This is a genomic window from Desnuesiella massiliensis, from assembly GCF_001403615.1.
In the GTDB taxonomy this organism is placed as follows: domain Bacteria; phylum Bacillota; class Clostridia; order Clostridiales; family Clostridiaceae; genus Desnuesiella; species Desnuesiella massiliensis.
On the sequence record NZ_LN879454.1, the window covers coordinates 274,931 to 292,588 of the forward strand.

The following is a 17,658-nucleotide window of genomic DNA, read 5'->3' on the forward strand; positions in this document are numbered from 1 at the left end:
CTTAACATGAGATGTATTTAAATATAATTGATGAATATTATGATGATGATTTTAGTGGCTTGAACCTTAACATGAGATGTATTTAAATAGAAGAACTTTATAACCAAGTAATAGCAAAGGTAGGCTTGAACCTTAACATGAGATGTATTTAAATTATCCTGATCCCATGACCAAGAGAGCTGCTTCTCCTTTAACCTTAATATAGGATGTATTTAAATCATAATGAATCGATAAATAGCTATTTTGCATTCTAAATCATAAGTAAATGCGAAAAATAGTCTTAACCATTGATATTGCTTGGTTAAGGCTGTTTTTATAAGAGAAAATATTGTATCATAAGAAAAAGTAATATAAAGGGGTTAAAAGGTATAAAAAGGCTCTATAATGTTAATAATGAAAATAAAAAGTATCAAAATTATAACATTTAGATTATAATTATAGTATAAAAGCTTTTAGGTATAAAAAGAGGTGATAATAATGAATAGATTGAAGTCATATGAAGTATTTAAACCAGGATTATTTCCAGAATATACTTATGTATCTAGAATGTCATCAGAAGTTATGTTTAGTTATGAGTTTAGATTAGAGCAAGCTTTAAAGACGCCGGGTTATCTTACTTCAATTATTGGACCATCTAAAACTGGAAAAACTGTTTTATGTGAAAAGGTTATAGGGATAGATAATATTGTATCTATAACAGGAAGTGACTTTAAAAAATCGACAGATTTTTGGAATATAGTAGCAATAAAAGTTGGGTTGGCAATTGAAGGGGAATATTCAAAGGTTAATACTTTAAAAGAAAGTATTAATGATGAGAATATTCAAATAAAAAGCTCAGCATCTAGAGAAAAATATGTATCAAATAAGGATTTGGTTATTGATTATTTTAAGGGTAATAATTTGGTTTTAGTTTTGGATGACTTTCATTATGCATCAGAAGAATTACAATTTGATATAGCATATCAATTGAAAGATGCGATTAGAAAAGAATTTAAGGCAATAGTAATTTCGTTACCGCACAGGGCAGATGATGCAATTAGGAAAAATGCAGATTTAAGTGGAAGATTAAACTTAATAAATATAGAGCCATGGAAAATGGAAGAGTTAAAAGAAATTGCGGTAGTCGGGTTTAAAGAGTTAGGCATAGAGATAGAGGATTTAGTTGCAGAAAGAATAGCAGTTGAAAGCCTTACATCACCACAACTTATGCAGTCTATATGTTTAAACTTATCATTGCTATCAAACATAGATCAAGCTAATAAATTAGACACTACTTTGATTGAAAGAAGTTATAAGGCTACTACTGTTAATTTACCGTATAAAGATGTTATTAATAAGCTTCAAGCAGGGCCGTCTACTAGAGGGCAGAAAAGAAAGAAATATAAAATTAATAGTGGAGATGAACTTGATGTCTATGGAATTGTATTAGAGGCAATTGCATTAGATCCGCCTTTAATTAGTATAACAATTGATGAATTAAAAGATAGAGTTGATGAATTGATAGAAAATTCTAATGATAAGCTTGATAAAAATAAACTTAAAACAACATTAGAGGCAATCCAGGATATTATGACTAATAGTGCAGCGATATATCAAGTGTTTGAATGGAAGGATGATCAAATTTATATTGTTGAACCATTGTTTTTGTTTTATATTAGATGGGGAGTAAAATAAAATGTGTGGTAATTGGCTAGAAAATAATAATGATGTTAACAAAAAATTAGAGTTACAAATAAGCAAAGGGTATGAGGTTACTAATTATTTAAAGGGCAATCATTCAATTGAAGAGATGAATAAATCATTCATTTCATGGAGAAGAGAAACTGAAACAGTTTTAATTGAAATATATGGAGATAATAGAAAAAGTAAAATATTTTTACTTAAAACAGATAAAGATGTTAACAAATTTTCTAAATTTAATACTATAGGTATACTGACAGAAGCTCTTAATAGTGGTGTGGATTTTATTCAACAAATAAAAGCAGAAATTAAAAATAATAAAACTAATGATATAGAGGATAGTGATTATTTGGATGAAAACTCCATATTGATTATAATAAGAAGAATATTACAAAATTTCTATAAACATATTCAGACAATGTATCAAGAAGATGTACATGGTAATGGAACAATAAAAAAGGAAGCTTTAGATGCAATTCAAATTGGTAATGAATATGATGTACAGAGAATTCTATATTCACTTATACGCCCTATATTTCCAACAGCTAGACTGGAAGTATCAGATGATGCAGGATATAAGTCTATAAGATATGATATAAAAATCGATGAATATAATATAGTAATAGAGGTTAAGTGTACACGAAAAAGTATGACTGAAAGAAATTTAACAGAAGAATTAGGATCAGATGCATTTCACTATAGTGCAGATTATGTATTTTTCTTTATTTATGATAAGGAAAATATAATTAGAAACGTAGACGCATTTATAAGGAATTATAAGAGAGAAAAATCTAGATTTGGGACAAATGTAGAAGCAATAGTAAATCAATCAATAAATATATAGTTATAGTATTCAGAGATAGTGAAACTTTTATATTAAAAGAATTACTATCTCTGAATAGTTTTAATTAAATGTGAAAGCCTCACTTTAAGTAGTTACGGAGAACCTTAATAGGGATATATCTAAATTATCTGTAGAAGCGGGAGCATATTACTCCCTACCTTTAATACTTCTATGCCATCATATTGATTTCCTTGAACTTATCAAGATCAGTGTAAAGTTCACCTTTATATGGATTCCTCTTTGTTTTCTTCATTTTATATATCATATAAATAAATACAGCTATATTACTTCCAAGGGATAGAGCAGCTAAAGCTGTGTAAATAGTAGGGTTATAGGTGGACTTAACTACAAACATTCCGGTATCCTGAAAGCTTGGGAAGGTTTGAGCAAACATGCACCAGATAGCTAGAGTTTGAGCTCTATGTTGTAGCCAAGCTCCTTTTCCAAGGGTAAAAGCACATAGGGTTGGTGCTAGAAGTAAGGCAAACCCTGCATACCATGAATGAGTGGGTATACAGTTATAAGTGTATACAAAATTCCATAAATCGTATGCGATAATCCAGAACCAAAGCATATCTGGCCAAAGCATATCTCTGCTTTTGTCCTTTTTAGTTTCCCTTCTTATTACTATTCCAAACCAGCCAGTTATAGCAATGATGTTTAGTATACCTGCAGCTGCGTTCATATAGTTCCATGCACCGCCCATTACGCCAACGGCTTCTCCTTCAATGGCACCGGAATTCATCATCCAGTAGGTGGAGCCTACCTGAATATCTCTTGCCACCGCTTCTAAAATATTAATGGCAAGAATCAATGGTGGAAAGCACAAAGCGATTTTATTATCCGCTAGTCTCCAAATAACCGTTCCAGTTTTTTTATCTTTTTTCTCAATATGACGAATACACCAAAAGCCAATGCAGCCTGCTGTTGCAGAATAAACTTTAGCTAAATGAAACCAGTCCGTATAAGTAACATCCTTTAAAGCGGTGAACCATACAATTGTTAAAATAACTGGTAAAATTACAAAGCTAAAGAATCCCGCCCATTTTTGTCTTCTAGAAAATTCATTGAATATAAACAAGGATATAAATACAACAAACCACATTCCCCAAGCTGTAAATATTGTTGCTCCTTCAGCATAATTAAATTCAAACATTTTATTCCCCCCTTATTTCTTTAAAAATTTTATTAATATGCAACTATCTCCTTAATTAAAAACTCTCTTCCGCTTAATAATTCCCAGCTTTTATTTTTACAAAAAGGACATTCTTTTTTATTTTGCAAAAGGTTATAAACCTTATTACAGCTTCTGCATATCGCATTTGCTGGAAGTATCTCTACTTTTAATTTTGTGGATTCTAGCAGGGTACCATCAACAGCTGCGGGATAACAATCTTCTATATATTTAGGAATCATGGAAGATAGCTCTCCAATTTGTAAAACAACGGTGTCTATCTTTGTTAATTTGTTTCTTACAGCGAAATTTTCTACGGTCTTAACTACTTCGATCACCACTCCGAGCTCATGCAAAGTAATCCACCTCCAAAATTATCTAAAGACTCTTGTTATTTTTTTAGTAGCAATTTTTACCTTGCGTTTAAGAAGTTGTTTTATTACCACTGGTTTAAGATCCTCATAGGCTACCCCTTCACCATCATATTTTCTTACAAGGGAAATAGCATCAAATTTGCACTTAGTTGTGCATTGACCACAGCCTACACATAGGAACTCGTCTACAATTGTGGCACCACAGCTAAGACAGCGTTCAGTTTCCTTCTTCATCTGCTCTTCTGTAAGGGTTCCTCTCAAGTCTTTGAAGGTTTGTCTTGATTTACTTCCATCTACATGATCTATTCTTTGTCTTTGAGAATTATCATAGCCTTGAAGCTCTAAATTTTCCTTATTTAATGCATGATATTCTTTTCTGTCACGACCGATAATCAAGCTTTGTCCAGGTTGAACATAACGGTGAATAGAAATTGCAGCTTCTTTACCTAAGGCGATAGCATCTATGGCAAATTTAGGACCAGTTAAGGCATCACCACCTGCGAAAACATCTGGTTCATCTGTCTGTAATGTGATGGAATCTGCTTTAACAGTATTGTTTCTATTAAGTTGAACTTTGCTATCTTTTAATAGGCTGCCCCAATCCATTCCTTGACCTATTGAAAGCAATATAGTATCTGCCTTAACTATGATAGTTTTATTTTCATCGTAGGTAGGATTGAATCTTCTATTTTCATCAAATACAGAAATACATTTCTTAAACTCTACGGCTGTAGCAATACCATTTTCAACAATGATTCTCTTTGGTCCCCAAGAATTATTAATTTCAATTTCCTCTGATAGTGCTTCTTCAATTTCCTCTGGAAGAGCTGGCATTTCTTCACGGCTTTCTAAGCAGTACATTTTAACCTCAGTATCTCCAAGTCTAACAGCGGTTCTTGCCACATCTATGGCAACATTACCTCCGCCAATTACAATTACATTGCCCTTAAGCTTTAAGTCCTTGCCTAGATTTACATCTTTCATGAAATCAATGCCGGTAATGATATTTTTAGCATCTTCACCTTCTATACCCAGTTTTCTTCCTGCACAGGCACCAATAGCCACATAGAAAGCTTTAAAGCCTTCCTTTCTTAATTCATTAAGAGTTATATCTTTACCCACTTCGATGCCTGTCTTAAATTCTACTCCTAATTCCTTTAATATCTGAATTTCAGCATTTACAACCTCTTTTTCAAGTCTAAAGGAAGGGATTCCTAGTGTCAGCATACCGCCAAGGACTCTTTCTTTTTCAAAAACTGTTACCTTATAACCCTCAGCGGCTAGGAAGTAGGAACAGCTAAGCCCGGAAGGACCACCACCTATAACAGCAATTTTTTTATCATATTCATGCTTACGCTTAGGGACATATCTGCGATTTATATTTAGATCTTGTTCAGCAATAAATTTTTTAATTTCGTCGATAGCTACGGGTTCATCAATATCTCCTCTGGTACATTCGGATTCACACTTTCTTGGACAAATACGTCCACACACTGCTGGGAATGGGTTTTCATGTTTTATAAGCTCAAGAGCGTCTTTGTACTTTCCTTGAGAGGCAAGCTTGATATAACCTTGAATGGCAATATGAGCTGGGCACTGAGTTTTACAAGGACTTGTACCAGTATCTACTACATTTTTTCTGTTTGTTCTATAATCAGCATTCCATTTGTCTGAGCCCCATTCTGTATCCCTTGGAGTTTCAGTTCTTTTTATTTCCATGGTGACTGGCGTTTTTGAACATAATTTTTGGCCTAATTGCAATGCATTAACAGGACAATTTTGAACACATTCTCCGCAAGCAACACATTTATCCCTATCCACTTTGGAAACATAATTGGAGCGCACCATATCAGCATTAATGAACATGCTGGCAGTTCTTAAGGATAAACAGGAACACCCACAGCAATTACAAATAGCATGGGTTTTACCAGAGCCATCTAAGTTAGGTATTTGGTGCATTAAGCCGTTTTCTTCTGCTCTTTTGATGATCTCAAAGGCTTCTTCACGAGTGATCTGTCTGCCTCTTTTTGTACGAATATAATATTCTGCAGCGTGTCCCATCTGAATGCACATGTCCTCTTTCAAGTGACCACAGCCTTCTCCCATAACCTCTCTTGTGGTTCGGCAAGAACAATCTGATACTGAGAAAATGTCATTATCATTGAGATATTTTGAAATCTCCTCATAGGAAGCTCTTCTAGTTTCACCTTCAATAGCATGCTCTATAGGAATAACACGCATAAGACCTACCCCTACAGGGAAGTTACCAACGGTCTTGGGTCCTCTTGTTCTACCGTAAGCTTCAAAAGCTTTTGCAATTTGAGGATATTTTTCAACATTCTTTTTATTGTTAGTCATCATTTCCATGATGCCAGGAACCCAAGTTTCATACCAAAAAGTGTCTACTCCATCAATTTCATTAACAAAGCAAACACCTATGTCCGCTAGCTCTAACAATAATTCAGTTGTTCTTTCTACAGATTTTCCGCATAAAGGAGCAACCTCTTTAGCTGTAATTCTTTTGCCAATTTTCATACAAAGAACTACTTCTGCCATCTCATCCGTGACAACGGGTTCAAGAATCATATATTCTGGATCAGTAGCTTTAACCTCATTTTTTGAGCCGCGCTTCTTATTGCTGATATGATTTGCAAGATCAAGTACCTTTTCCTTTACCAAATGATATCCCTCCTAAAAATAACTATAAATACTATATAAAACGTTTACAAAAACAGAGAGTTTTTATAAATCAATTCTCTTTCCAGCTGTTCACCTCTGAACGTAGCCAATGAATCCACTCACTAATTCCATCCCCGGTTTTAGCTGACATAGGAATAACTTTAATATTAGGATTGAGTTTTTTCACTCTCTCTTTTAATACCTCTAAATCAAAATCAAAATGTTCTGCTACGTCAATTTTATTCACTAATACCACATCAACTATAGAAAACATCAATGGATATTTTAAAGGCTTGTCATCTCCTTCAGGTACGCTTAAAATCATAGCATTTTTAGAAGAACCAGTATCAAACTCTGCTGGGCACACTAAATTCCCCACATTTTCTAGTATTACAAAATCAAGATTTTCTGTTCCAAGTCCCTCTAGGCCTTGTCTAGTCATATCCGCATCAAGATGGCACATTCCTCCTGTATGCAGCTGAATCACTTTAGCACCAGTCTGTGCAACCTTGTGGGCGTCCACATCTGAATCAATATCCGCTTCTAAGACTCCAACCTTCATCTTATCTTTTAAAGCTTCGATGGTTCTCAAAACAGTGGTTGTTTTTCCGGAGCCAGGCGAGGACATAAGATTTAATAGAAAAACCCCATCTTTTTTCAATTTCTCTCTCAGCAGGTCTGCCTGACGGTCATTGTTTTCAAAAACACTTTGTTTAATTTCTAAAATTTTATATGTCTCCATATAAATTCCCCCCATTTCATATTAAGGCATCTCCCAAAAATAACTAGTCAGTCTACTTGTCTATTTTTCGTAATACTGCGTCCATAGGACCCACTAATAGCCCCACTATTAATGGAACCTGTGTCCTTGTCTTACGCAAAATATACTTCGCATCTTTGACTAGTTATTTTTTTACGATGCCTAACTTAGCTATTATGTGTAAGTCTTAGGCTATAATAAAAAAGATAACAAGTGTTATGTTTATCATATAATATCCCTATGCTATTGTCAATAAATTAACAATTAAAAGTATAAAATATTCCGAAAATATAGGAGGCTGTGAAAAAAGGTGTTCTATAGGTTTCCCTACACCGCGCGTGGCGCCCCACGAGCGGCCCGTGAAAAAGAACACCTATGTTTTTCACATCCTCCTATACAATATTACATTCCTTCGCTATTAAACCTATGATGATTAGTCATTTATTGTAAAAATATGATATACTATTTGTAAATGAGGTGAAGAATGTGAATTCTAATGGACAAAATCAGAGAAAACAACGCATTTTAGATGCTGCAATTAGTGTGTTTATAGAAAAGGGGTTTGAGGAGGCAAGTATGCGTGAGATATCCTCCGCTGCTGGGCTTACTACAGGTGCTATATATCATCATTTTAAGAATAAAGATGAGTTATTCTATCACGCAGTAAAGGAAGCTATGTACTTTGCTCAAAAGCTTTCTGAAAAAGATGAAAGCAGTAATGTGAAAAGTAATAAAGATATGTTAAAGGAAATTAGCAATAAAGTTATGGAGCGTATGTCAAAGGTTGATGAGCAGCGCCTTTTAGTTTTGTTGATAGGTTATGTGATATCAAAGGGCGGAACCCTTAGTGAGGTGCTTAAAAAGGATTATAATGAAATAATAAACAAGGTAGCAGATATGTACTTTTATGCCTTTGGTATTGAGAATGAAGAATGTAAAAAAATCCTTGCTTCTATTTTGGTAGCAGCCTTAGATGGTGTTGCAATGCAATACTCCCTTGGTGTTTTAAAGCAAGAAGACCAAAAATTTAAAGATACCTTCGTTGATTTTTTTGCCCAAAGTATTCCTGCATTTATGAGGAATTATACTGCTGAACCTGTTTTTGAAAGCAAACTGAAAGAGTGAATTAAAGGTAATTAATAGCATCTATCACAAAGTATAGATGCTTTAATATTCACTATATTAAAGCTATAATACTAAAATACTCCCTAAAGGAGTATGGAAGTTTGTGAGAGTATAGTATAAGCTATCAGTAATAGAAGTACTTCTTACTAAAAAATTAGGAGGGTTATCATGTATTTTTTAGGTGTGATGTTTTTTATATTAATTTTGTTTGCATCCACAAGCTACTATTCTTCTGCTACTCTATTTATAGATGTATCAAATTTCATATTTATTTTAGCTTTTAGTATATCCATGCTTCTGGCTTCAGGACTTTTTTCTGATTTTGTAAGAGGATTTAAGATTATGATGCAAAAAGAAAATAAATATTCTTTGCTAGAGCTTAGGAAAACGGAAAAGGCTATAAAACTCATGCTAGAACTAATTATTTTATCTGGGCTTTTAGGAGCTATTATTGGTATGGTGTTAATTTTGGCATGGATTGGAGTAGATAACATTAAGCTTGCAAGAGGGGCGGCAGTAGCTTTGCTTAGTTTATTCTATTCAATATTCTTTAGCATTATATTGCTACCTATTAAAGCTAAAGTTAAAGCTATAATATTAACTATAGAATAGGCAATGCTATGAAAAGGCGTTTAAAAAACATAGGAGCACTTCTTTTATATCTAATGGTAATGGGAATGCTCCTAGAGTTTGACTGGAATATTATCATACGACCTAAACCCTTTCTTTCAGTAGTAATTGGAGCAATAATACTAACAGCTTCCCAATACAAAAAAACTTTTGCAAAGGAAGAAGTAATACATAGCCTAAGATGGAATGTTTTATTTGCAAGTTTTCTTACCACTTTAATGTCTATGCTATCTTTTACTTCAGCGAAGAATTTGGATAATATCAATATCTCTGCTTTTGGTGAGAATTTTTTGCCACTTTTGTATGGAACTATATTGTATTTAATTCTAAACTTGATTTTTGAAGAAGAAAGAATCAAAAATAAAAAGGAATTTGATGAAAATCCCAAGGTTCAAGAGAAGAATTTGTTTGATACAATAGTTGCAGATAAGGTATTTAGAGAATTTACGCTTACCAATAGAGAATGTCATGTAGCAATAAAAATGCTAGAGAATATATCCAACAAAGAAATAGCGGAACAACTTTATATATCTGAAGCTACCGTAAAGAAACATATTCAAAATATATATCAAAAGTTAGAGGTTTCTGATAGAGAGGGGTTTAGAAAGATTTACTTAGAAAAGGCACAAAAGGTAGATTTCTAAAAGCTGAAAAAAGCAAGTTTGTAATCTTATGAGAAGAAATTACGACTTGCTTTTATTTTAAGCAAAATTAATCATTCAATTATATAAATAAGATTTACCAGCTATATTTTGTCTGCGTATGGCAAAGCTCTTGAAAAATCAAGCTTAGGGCTAATAAATGAAAAAATGCTTTATGAGCACATTAAGGCTGGTAAAATTTCTTGTAATATATTGATTTTACTACGTTTATACTATATTATCTATAATAAAGAATGGCTATTTTTCAAGTCTTTAACCTTAACATGAGATGTATTTAAATAGAGTCATGTTTTCAGTTTGTTCAGCTTGTACAAATCTTTAACCTTAACATGAGATGTATTTAAATTGGTTCCATTAGCGTTTCTTTCTGCTTTACTTAAATCCTTTAACCTTAACATGAGATGTATTTAAATTGAGGTGTTCATATGACAACTTTAGGAGAAAGATTCTTTAACCTTAACATGAGATGTATTTAAATCCATCTTTACCGACCATGATTGAATGGTTGGTATCTTTAACCTTAACATGAGATGTATTTAAATTGCCTATTACACCTACTTTTCAATGTAATTAAATACTTTAACCTTAACATGAGATGTATTTAAATAAGGGTTATGCTTAAAAGGCTAACTCCAGAATTACTTTAACCTTAACATGAGATGTATTTAAATGATATAGAGGAAAAAATGTATATCTACCTTAAGACCTTTAACCTTAACATGAGATGTATTTAAATTTTGCTCAGAGGTCGCAAAGGTATGTTAATGAAAACTTTAACCTTAACATGAGATGTATTTAAATTTATTATTCTCCCCTATAACCCGCCCTTAGAATTCACTTTAACCTTAACATGAGATGTATTTAAATCTTCTTTTATCCCTTTGTTCCTGCTTTTTAAGAGTACTTTAACCTTAACATGAGATGTATTTAAATAAGTATGACATTAGAAGAGTTTAAAGTACAACATCTCTTTAACCTTAACATGAGATGTATTTAAATATTAAAAATAATACTCCTAAAAAGTAGGAGGTGGTCTTTAACCTTAACATGAGATGTATTTAAATGAGAATATTGATAATTGTTTTGAGATGAATTAAAGAACTTTAACCTTAACATGAGATGTATTTAAATTCATAGATGTAATTAAGCCAATTTCTAGCCATTACTTTAACCTTAACATGAGATGTATTTAAATGTCAGTCCATTTAATTGTCTAAATTCATTTACCTTTGTCTTTAACCTTAACATGAGATGTATTTAAATGACTCTTTGGAGGAAGATATGGCATTTACTTTTTCCTTTAACCTTAACATGAGATGTATTTAAATCCGCCTTTAAATTAAATATATAAAAAGCATCCACCATTTAACCTTAACATGAGATATACTTTAGTTTTAATGGTTAATTCATAAGGAATGAATCTAAAATAGTGATTAAAGATGATGGGTAATATCAGTAACGTTTATATTTCAACAGATATGAATACTGTTTTGCTAAAAATTAATTTTACCAGCCTCATAAAAATTTAAATTCCTTTTAAAGCCTTTTAAATAGGGCTTTAAGAGGAATTTTTTTGAATAAAGTAAGATAATACTTGATACCTGGTAAAAAACCAAGCAATCTCTTTATTTTCAATGGATTTAAGGATATAATAAAAATAAGGAATGTTAATTTTACAATGGCTGAACCTTAACATAGGATGTATTTAAATTATAACCGTCCCCCATTGTTCCGCCATAGCTTTAGGCTGAACCTTAACATAGGATGTATTTAAATGATTTTCTGTACTTCCTACCCATCTTTTGAAACGGCTGAACCTTAACATAGGATGTATTTAAATTGTTATACCAGTAACTACTAACACAGGTAAAATGCGCTGAACCTTAACATAGGATGTATTTAAATGAACGAGTATTGCCATTAAATGTTTCTGCAAAGGTGCTGAACCTTAACATAGGATGTATTTAAATTCCTAGTGGCAAGGGTATGAACGGCAATGTCTATGAGCTGAACCTTAACATAGGATGTATTTAAATAAAGCCATCTAGTTATAGCAATAGGTGCGACTCTTCGCTGAACCTTAACATAGGATGTATTTAAATGCCTTAAAAGCATAGTCACTATTTATAGGTGTCCAGCTGAACCTTAACATAGGATGTATTTAAATGATTTATAATTTCTCTGCTCTGCTTTAGTATTTCTGGCTGAACCTTAACATAGGATGTATTTAAATTTGTATAAGAACTTTAAAGCTATACCTGAAGGACTAGCTGAACCTTAACATAGGATGTATTTAAATTGCTTAAACATATCGGTGCCAATTCTAGCTATTTCTGCTGAACCTTAACATAGGATGTATTTAAATAAAGAAATCATAGAAGATGGGCTGCAGTGTATATGGCTGAACCTTAACATAGGATGTATTTAAATATCCATGTTGTGCCGCCGCTGCACCAAATGTTTCTCGCTGAACCTTAACATAGGATGTATTTAAATTATACCGAAAAATTAGGTGCTATAACTGCACTAAAGGCTGAACCTTAACATAGGATGTATTTAAATTTATCCACTGGTATCGGAAGTACATTCCCATTTTTATGCTGAACCTTAACATAGGATGTATTTAAATAAATAATCTGCCTTGGGCTTCAATATTGTTATCTGGTTGAACCTTAACATAGGATGTATTTAAATATAGCTTGATTTAATGTTTTAGCTCCATTCTGGAAGGTTGAACCTTAACATAGGATGTATTTAAATGAACTTCAAGGACGGGACGCCAACCATAGTACGCGTGTTGAACCTTAACATAAGATGTATTTAAATTCCCAATACAGTCTTTTAGTCATTATACCATCTTAATTTAACCTTAACATGAGATGTATTTAGGATAATAATAAGTAATAAATTTGTTATCTATACTTCGATGCATAAATATAGTCTAAATTGGTAACTCCAACGTTGTTTATATATAAACAATGAGAAGCTTTTGATAGAAAATTTTTATTCTAAAGTATGGAATCAAGTGATAATATTGTATAGTAAGGTTAATTCAAAATTGCAAGTTATTGTGAATTAAGGGGGTATTTTATTATGAAATCTAAGGTTTTTTCTATAGGTGTTACTATTATTGTTATAATAACAACAATAGTAGTATTTAGGTTTTATCTCAAAGGAAATAGTGCAAGCCTTAATTGGATAAAAGATTTAAACTATGAAGAAAATCAAGTGCACGATATGTCGATTGGCTTTTTAAATCCTTGCCCTTCAATTCCTGTAATGATTGGGGATAAAAAAATGAAATTAGAATTTGATACAGGTAATGCAGAAGGTATATTTATTACAACGGCTATTAAAGGAAAAGTAGATTATGACATAACTGGAAAATCTACAGAACTCAATGCAGATGGTACATATAGGGGAAACGGTACTTCTATATTACTTAAAAGTGTAGATGTATTTGGTGAAAAATATTCAAATGTTAAATCATCCCTTACTGATTGGAGAATGTATGGATTTTTCAAAATTAATGGGACAATTGGCTTAGAATATTTTAAGAACAAGATAGTAACTTTAGATTATAAGAATAAAAAGATAGCAATAAGTGATAAACCTATAGATTATAATAAATTACAAAATGATAAATATACCTTATTACCACTTGAAAGTCTCAATACATGTAATGATAAGGATTTATTGTTTTTCCAAGGAGAAGTAAATGGGAAAAAAAGTACAATATATTTAGATACTGGTTCAAATCGTTCATTTATCAATCTTGAAGATAATAATAAGGCTACTACTGTAGAAGTAAAATTAGGAGATAAAAAATATAAATTTAAGAATTTAAAACATGATAAAATTGGATTTAAATATAAATTTGAATATCCTTTAAGATTAGCAATCAATTCAGACTTATTAAAAAATAATCATTTTGTTATAACTATTGACAAGATACAAAATAACTTAATTATTTATCAAAATTAGTACACCATTCTTTGAGATGTGACGTAACTCCAAATAAAAATACCGCCTATTTATTTCTGATATGCTCCCATTTCTAGTGACAGATTTTTATTTTTAATCTGTATACCTTAAGGGGAGCATATCATTCTGAATAATACGGTATTTTCATAGATTTAATATTTATTTTCTTAAAACAAGATAACTTCACCTTGATCTCTATTTTTATAAAAATTATTTATGAATTTTAAAAGCGCAGGCTTCTCATCATTACCACCATATGCAAGTCTCCCAACAGCCCTAATCATCTCCCACTTACTGAGAAGAGATAAATCTAATTGATTATATTTTTGATATGTGTGAAAGTATATATTTGCAAATGTTTTTCTTCCTATTTTAAAAATAAACTTTAATATCATAGAAGTATTGGGAGGAAATTGACCATTCTTTACTATCAATAAAGTATGTGCAACATCTGCTGTTGTATCGCCTTTACTTACACCACTCCAATCAAGAAATACAGGATTAACGGAATCATAAATAACATTTGACGGATTATAATCACCATGACAAATATTATTCCCATCTGGTAATTCATTTAACAAATTAAGTGTATATTCTATAATTTCTTTTTCTAAACACTTTACTGATTTTAAACACTTTTTTATTTCTTCTTTCAATAATGGAATTTCATTTGGTGCCTCGAATTTGTGAATTTCAGCATGTGATTTAGCAAATACTTTTGACATTTTTACCATTAAGTAAGGCTTCTTTTCATTTATTGATAGTATACTATCCCCTTCAACTTTTTCCATAATAAAACCAGATCGATCTAATATACAAACGTATTCATAAACCTTAGGGATGTTTATACCTGTTTTATAAATTGTTTTTAAAATCTCTATCTCACGAATAGCCATTTTGCCAGCGTTAGATTTTCTAAATAATTTTAATACCTTACCATTTTCTAAAGAATATACTTCTGAATCTTGTCCCTCTCCTATTTTTTTCAAGTTTAAAAGTTCATTCACTTAATATCCCCCTCTTAAAAAGAATTCAGGTATACTAAAATACCTAACATACATGCTAACTATAGTTCAATATAATTTATCTGAATTATAAGCAACATTCTGTCTTGTATTTCTTGCTAATATCCTGCTAAAAATTACTTGTAGCTCCCTTCTACGAAAACTATAGTATCTTTTGATAATGTTGAGATTTTAATCTTTTATACCAATAATTCCTACTTAAATTTGTTTCGTAATGTTCTCAGAAAGTGAACAATCTTATACTCAAAAATTTATATTTAGTCTCTTTTTGAGAAATTATTCTACTTTTACAAGTAAAGAATCGCTATATCCTTTTATTGAACTTTTTACTAACCCCAAGTCCTTAGCATAATTGTGTATACTTACAAATTCTCCGTTTGTATATGTAACCTCAACAGTGTAGAAGGTGCCTGCTAGGGTTTGTACCTTAACATTTACTCCTGTAATTTCATATTTGCCATCACCATCGTTATTCCGCTTTGCACCAACTACTAAAGGAGCTTTTAAGATAATGTCATTGCTATTGGCTTCAGTTGTTCCTATATAGTCATCCTTGAAATTTTCATCGCTCACTTCCATTCTAAATATTATTCTTATATCCTTTTCAGCTGATAAACAAATGCAACGCCCGTTCCGGTATCAAGTTGCTTTACCTGCACTTTATCCCCTTTGAATTTGTCAATGGTTTGTTTAAAACCTCCGTTTTCAAATCCTCCAGTAAAATACTTTTTCATGCTTTTCTTCGGAAAGTAGTCTTGAACCCTGAGGTCTGAAGCATCTATCTCTTTAGCATAATCATTTGGATTAAATGGCTTTGAGTCCGCCTTTGTTGAATTACTGCACCCAATAAAGCTAAATGCGAATAAGACAATGAACCAGACAAATATTTTGTTTGTTTTTAATCTCTTATGCATATAAATCCTCCCTATGTTAGTTAGTATTCTCAATAAAAAGTTTCTGAGATAATACGTTATATTTTACGATTCTGATTTAGCTTAAGGATAATTATATCATATTTTACATATAATAGCATAAGACGCCTATATTAATCAGTAAATTGTTAGGTTATAATAATACTGTATTATCCAGTTTTCAAAGAACATTGTTCATGTTTTCATTTGTAATAATTTACTTCTTAATTTTTTAGAGTGTGACTTATATACATTTAATATTAGCATGAGGGATACTTAAATTCTGTAGGTATAGAGGCTAATCTTCCCATTATAATAAAATAGGAGGGCGATGGTAGACTATTGCGCGCTTATATATTTTCAATGGAGGTAAAAGTTCATGATTTTAATTTTTGGAGTTGTTACTCTATCTATTTTAGGAATATTAATATGGTTTAATCTTTCTTATTCACCAATCAAATCAGAATTTGTAAAATTAATAAATAATCAATTAACAAAAGTAAGAATTCAAAATGAAAATTTTATTGAAGAAGATATTTCAAAATTGCCATTTCCAGTGCAAAAATACTTTCGTTATTGCGGATATATTGGTAAACCTAAAATGTCAAATATGAAAGTAATTTTCAATGATGTTGATTTTGTACAAGCTTCAAAGAAACTCAAAATCAAATATACACTATACAATTTTGTGATTGAGCCAACAAGGTATGCATTAATTGACACCAGTATACTTGGTATACCTTTTGAGGGAATTGATTCTTACCAAAACGGTATTGGGAGCATGAAGGGGCAAATATCAAAACTTATAACTTTATTTGATGAAAAGGGTGAAGTAATGAATAAGGCATGTATTGTTACTTACCTAGCAGAATGTCTGCTGATGCCATATGCTGCTCTCCAAGACTTTATTACTTGGGAGGATATTGACGAAACTCATGTGAAGGCTACTATTACTTATTATGGAACTTCAGCAAGTGGAATTTTTGAATTTGATGATAAAGGTGCTATGACAAGTTTTACTACAGATGATAGAGAGTATAATGATGGTAAAGGTAACATACAAAAGGTACAGTGGTCAGCAATTTGCAATAATTATAAAGATATGGACGGAATAAAGTATCCAACAGTTTTTAATGCGGTATGGCACTTAAAAACAGGAGATCTCGTATACTTTAATAGTAATGACATAAAAGTATACTATAATGTAATAAACTAAAATTATTATATTATGAACAGATATATTATTCTTTAACATAGCCTGAATCTAAAGGATATAGTCATGGATCATGTCAGTAACAGTTTATTTTCCAATGTATGAGTACTGTCTTGCTAAAAATTAATTTTACCAACCTCATAAAAAATTAAATTCCTTTAAAGTCTTTGAGATAAAGGCTTAAAGGGGATTTTTTGAATAAAGTAAAATAATGCTTGATGCCTGGTAAAAAATTAATCAATCTCTTTATTTTCAATGGGTTTATGGATATAATAGAATTAAAGAATGTTGATTTTACAGTGGTTGAACCTTAACATAAGATGTATTTAAATTTAGATTTCACGTCTATTACTAATTCTTTTTCGTTGGTTGAACCTTAACATAAGATGTATTTAAATTACCATGTTGGAGATATTGTTCTATCTTCATGATGCGTTGAACCTTAACATAAGATGTATTTAAATTTAAATTTTGTATTTGAAGTATATTAATTTTTTTATGTTGAACCTTAACATAAGATGTATTTAAATTGCTTTAAATACCTCTTTTTATCTCTCCAAAAATCAGTTGAACCTTAACATAAGATGTATTTAAATT

The 17,658-nt window shown here is 31.4% G+C and carries 14 protein-coding genes and 4 CRISPR repeat arrays (2 of these 18 only partly in view); of the genes, 7 read left to right on the top strand and 7 right to left on the bottom strand.

The annotated features are described in order from the left end of the window. A CRISPR array of direct repeats spans positions 1 to 218; the repeat unit is 30 nt; unit sequence CTTGAACCTTAACATGAGATGTATTTAAAT (it extends 795 nt beyond the left edge of the window). Positions 219 to 477: 259 nt separating this feature from the next. Together BN2665_RS05040 and BN2665_RS05045 are read left to right on the top strand one after the other, a co-directional pair. Beyond that, a complete protein-coding gene (locus tag BN2665_RS05040; RefSeq protein ID WP_055666028.1) occupies positions 478 to 1,674 on the top strand; it encodes a hypothetical protein in 1,197 nt (398 codons plus the stop codon). A 1-nt stretch (position 1,675) separates the two neighbouring features. Further along, complete coding sequence (locus tag BN2665_RS05045; RefSeq protein ID WP_055666029.1) at positions 1,676 to 2,524, top strand: PD-(D/E)XK nuclease domain-containing protein; 849 nt, start codon at positions 1,676 to 1,678, stop codon at positions 2,522 to 2,524. Positions 2,525 to 2,693: 169 nt separating this feature from the next. Here the strand turns inward: BN2665_RS05045 and BN2665_RS05050 are convergent, their stop codons facing one another. The 4 genes from BN2665_RS05050 to hypB all read right to left on the bottom strand — a co-directional run bounded on the left by BN2665_RS05050 (position 2,694) and on the right by hypB (position 7,493). Further along, positions 2,694 to 3,680, bottom strand: coding sequence for a DUF5692 family protein (locus BN2665_RS05050; RefSeq protein ID WP_055666030.1), 987 nt, complete (start codon positions 3,678 to 3,680; stop codon positions 2,694 to 2,696). Positions 3,681 to 3,712: 32 nt separating this feature from the next. Further along, a complete protein-coding gene (locus tag BN2665_RS05055; RefSeq protein WP_055666031.1) occupies positions 3,713 to 4,054 on the bottom strand; it encodes a hydrogenase maturation nickel metallochaperone HypA/HybF in 342 nt (113 codons plus the stop codon). A gap of 18 nt (positions 4,055 to 4,072) precedes the next feature. Then, positions 4,073 to 6,751, bottom strand: coding sequence for an FAD-dependent oxidoreductase (locus tag BN2665_RS05060; RefSeq protein ID WP_055666032.1), 2,679 nt, complete (start codon positions 6,749 to 6,751; stop codon positions 4,073 to 4,075). A gap of 70 nt (positions 6,752 to 6,821) precedes the next feature. Beyond that, on the bottom strand, positions 6,822 to 7,493 hold the full coding sequence (gene hypB / locus BN2665_RS05065) for a hydrogenase nickel incorporation protein HypB (RefSeq protein WP_055666033.1): 672 nt from the start codon (positions 7,491 to 7,493) through the stop codon (positions 6,822 to 6,824). A gap of 504 nt (positions 7,494 to 7,997) precedes the next feature. On the opposite strand from hypB, the gene BN2665_RS05070 reads away from it, so the two are divergent. From BN2665_RS05070 to BN2665_RS05085, 4 genes are all read left to right on the top strand, one after another. Then, positions 7,998 to 8,636 carry a TetR/AcrR family transcriptional regulator gene (locus tag BN2665_RS05070; RefSeq protein WP_055666034.1) on the top strand — a complete coding sequence of 213 codons (639 nt, stop codon included), beginning with the start codon at positions 7,998 to 8,000 and terminating at the stop codon, positions 8,634 to 8,636. A 168-nt stretch (positions 8,637 to 8,804) separates the two neighbouring features. Further along, positions 8,805 to 9,248, top strand: coding sequence for a MotA/TolQ/ExbB proton channel family protein (locus tag BN2665_RS05075; protein WP_055666035.1), 444 nt, complete (start codon positions 8,805 to 8,807; stop codon positions 9,246 to 9,248). An 8-nt stretch (positions 9,249 to 9,256) separates the two neighbouring features. Continuing rightward, positions 9,257 to 9,910 (top strand): LuxR C-terminal-related transcriptional regulator, encoded by a 654-nt coding sequence (locus BN2665_RS27715; protein WP_055666036.1) that lies wholly within the window; start codon positions 9,257 to 9,259, stop codon positions 9,908 to 9,910. A 268-nt stretch (positions 9,911 to 10,178) separates the two neighbouring features. After that, positions 10,179 to 11,257: a CRISPR direct-repeat array (repeat unit 30 nt). 352 nt (positions 11,258 to 11,609) lie between these two features. Next, a CRISPR array of direct repeats spans positions 11,610 to 12,754; the repeat unit is 30 nt; unit sequence GCTGAACCTTAACATAGGATGTATTTAAAT. A gap of 267 nt (positions 12,755 to 13,021) precedes the next feature. Then, positions 13,022 to 13,912 carry a hypothetical protein gene (locus BN2665_RS05085; RefSeq protein WP_055666037.1) on the top strand — a complete coding sequence of 297 codons (891 nt, stop codon included), beginning with the start codon at positions 13,022 to 13,024 and terminating at the stop codon, positions 13,910 to 13,912. Between the two features lie 167 nt (positions 13,913 to 14,079). On the opposite strand, the gene BN2665_RS05090 is transcribed toward BN2665_RS05085, so the two are convergent. From BN2665_RS05090 to BN2665_RS05100, 3 genes are all read right to left on the bottom strand, one after another. After that, positions 14,080 to 14,919, bottom strand: coding sequence for an aminoglycoside phosphotransferase family protein (locus BN2665_RS05090; protein ID WP_055666038.1), 840 nt, complete (start codon positions 14,917 to 14,919; stop codon positions 14,080 to 14,082). Between the two features lie 294 nt (positions 14,920 to 15,213). Next, positions 15,214 to 15,516, bottom strand: a complete 303-nt coding sequence (locus BN2665_RS05095; protein WP_055666039.1) for a hypothetical protein — start codon at positions 15,514 to 15,516, stop codon at positions 15,214 to 15,216. A gap of 14 nt (positions 15,517 to 15,530) precedes the next feature. Next, positions 15,531 to 15,851 (bottom strand): hypothetical protein, encoded by a 321-nt coding sequence (locus BN2665_RS05100; RefSeq protein WP_055666040.1) that lies wholly within the window; start codon positions 15,849 to 15,851, stop codon positions 15,531 to 15,533. A gap of 376 nt (positions 15,852 to 16,227) precedes the next feature. On the opposite strand from BN2665_RS05100, the gene BN2665_RS05105 reads away from it, so the two are divergent. Next, positions 16,228 to 17,064 (top strand): DUF6544 family protein, encoded by an 837-nt coding sequence (locus BN2665_RS05105; RefSeq protein ID WP_055666041.1) that lies wholly within the window; start codon positions 16,228 to 16,230, stop codon positions 17,062 to 17,064. Positions 17,065 to 17,363: 299 nt separating this feature from the next. Further along, positions 17,364 to 17,658: direct repeats of the CRISPR family, unit length 31 nt; unit sequence GTTGAACCTTAACATAAGATGTATTTAAATT (it continues 1,108 nt past the right edge of the window).

What these genes read in the sequence shown, in the direction of transcription:
- BN2665_RS05040 (WP_055666028.1), top strand. Translation starts at nt 478, where the DNA reads ATGAATAGATTGAAGTCATATGAAGTATTTAAACCAGGATTATTTCCA.
- BN2665_RS05045 (WP_055666029.1), top strand. Translation starts at nt 1,676, where the DNA reads ATGTGTGGTAATTGGCTAGAAAATAATAATGATGTTAACAAAAAATTA.
- BN2665_RS05050 (WP_055666030.1), bottom strand. Translation starts at nt 3,680, where the DNA reads ATGTTTGAATTTAATTATGCTGAAGGAGCAACAATATTTACAGCTTGG.
- hypB (WP_055666033.1), bottom strand. Translation starts at nt 7,493, where the DNA reads ATGGAGACATATAAAATTTTAGAAATTAAACAAAGTGTTTTTGAAAAC.
- BN2665_RS05075 (WP_055666035.1), top strand. Translation starts at nt 8,805, where the DNA reads ATGTATTTTTTAGGTGTGATGTTTTTTATATTAATTTTGTTTGCATCC.
- BN2665_RS27715 (WP_055666036.1), top strand. Translation starts at nt 9,257, where the DNA reads ATGAAAAGGCGTTTAAAAAACATAGGAGCACTTCTTTTATATCTAATG.
- BN2665_RS05085 (WP_055666037.1), top strand. Translation starts at nt 13,022, where the DNA reads ATGAAATCTAAGGTTTTTTCTATAGGTGTTACTATTATTGTTATAATA.
- BN2665_RS05095 (WP_055666039.1), bottom strand. Translation starts at nt 15,516, where the DNA reads ATGGAAGTGAGCGATGAAAATTTCAAGGATGACTATATAGGAACAACT.
- BN2665_RS05100 (WP_055666040.1), bottom strand. Translation starts at nt 15,851, where the DNA reads ATGCATAAGAGATTAAAAACAAACAAAATATTTGTCTGGTTCATTGTC.
- BN2665_RS05105 (WP_055666041.1), top strand. Translation starts at nt 16,228, where the DNA reads ATGATTTTAATTTTTGGAGTTGTTACTCTATCTATTTTAGGAATATTA.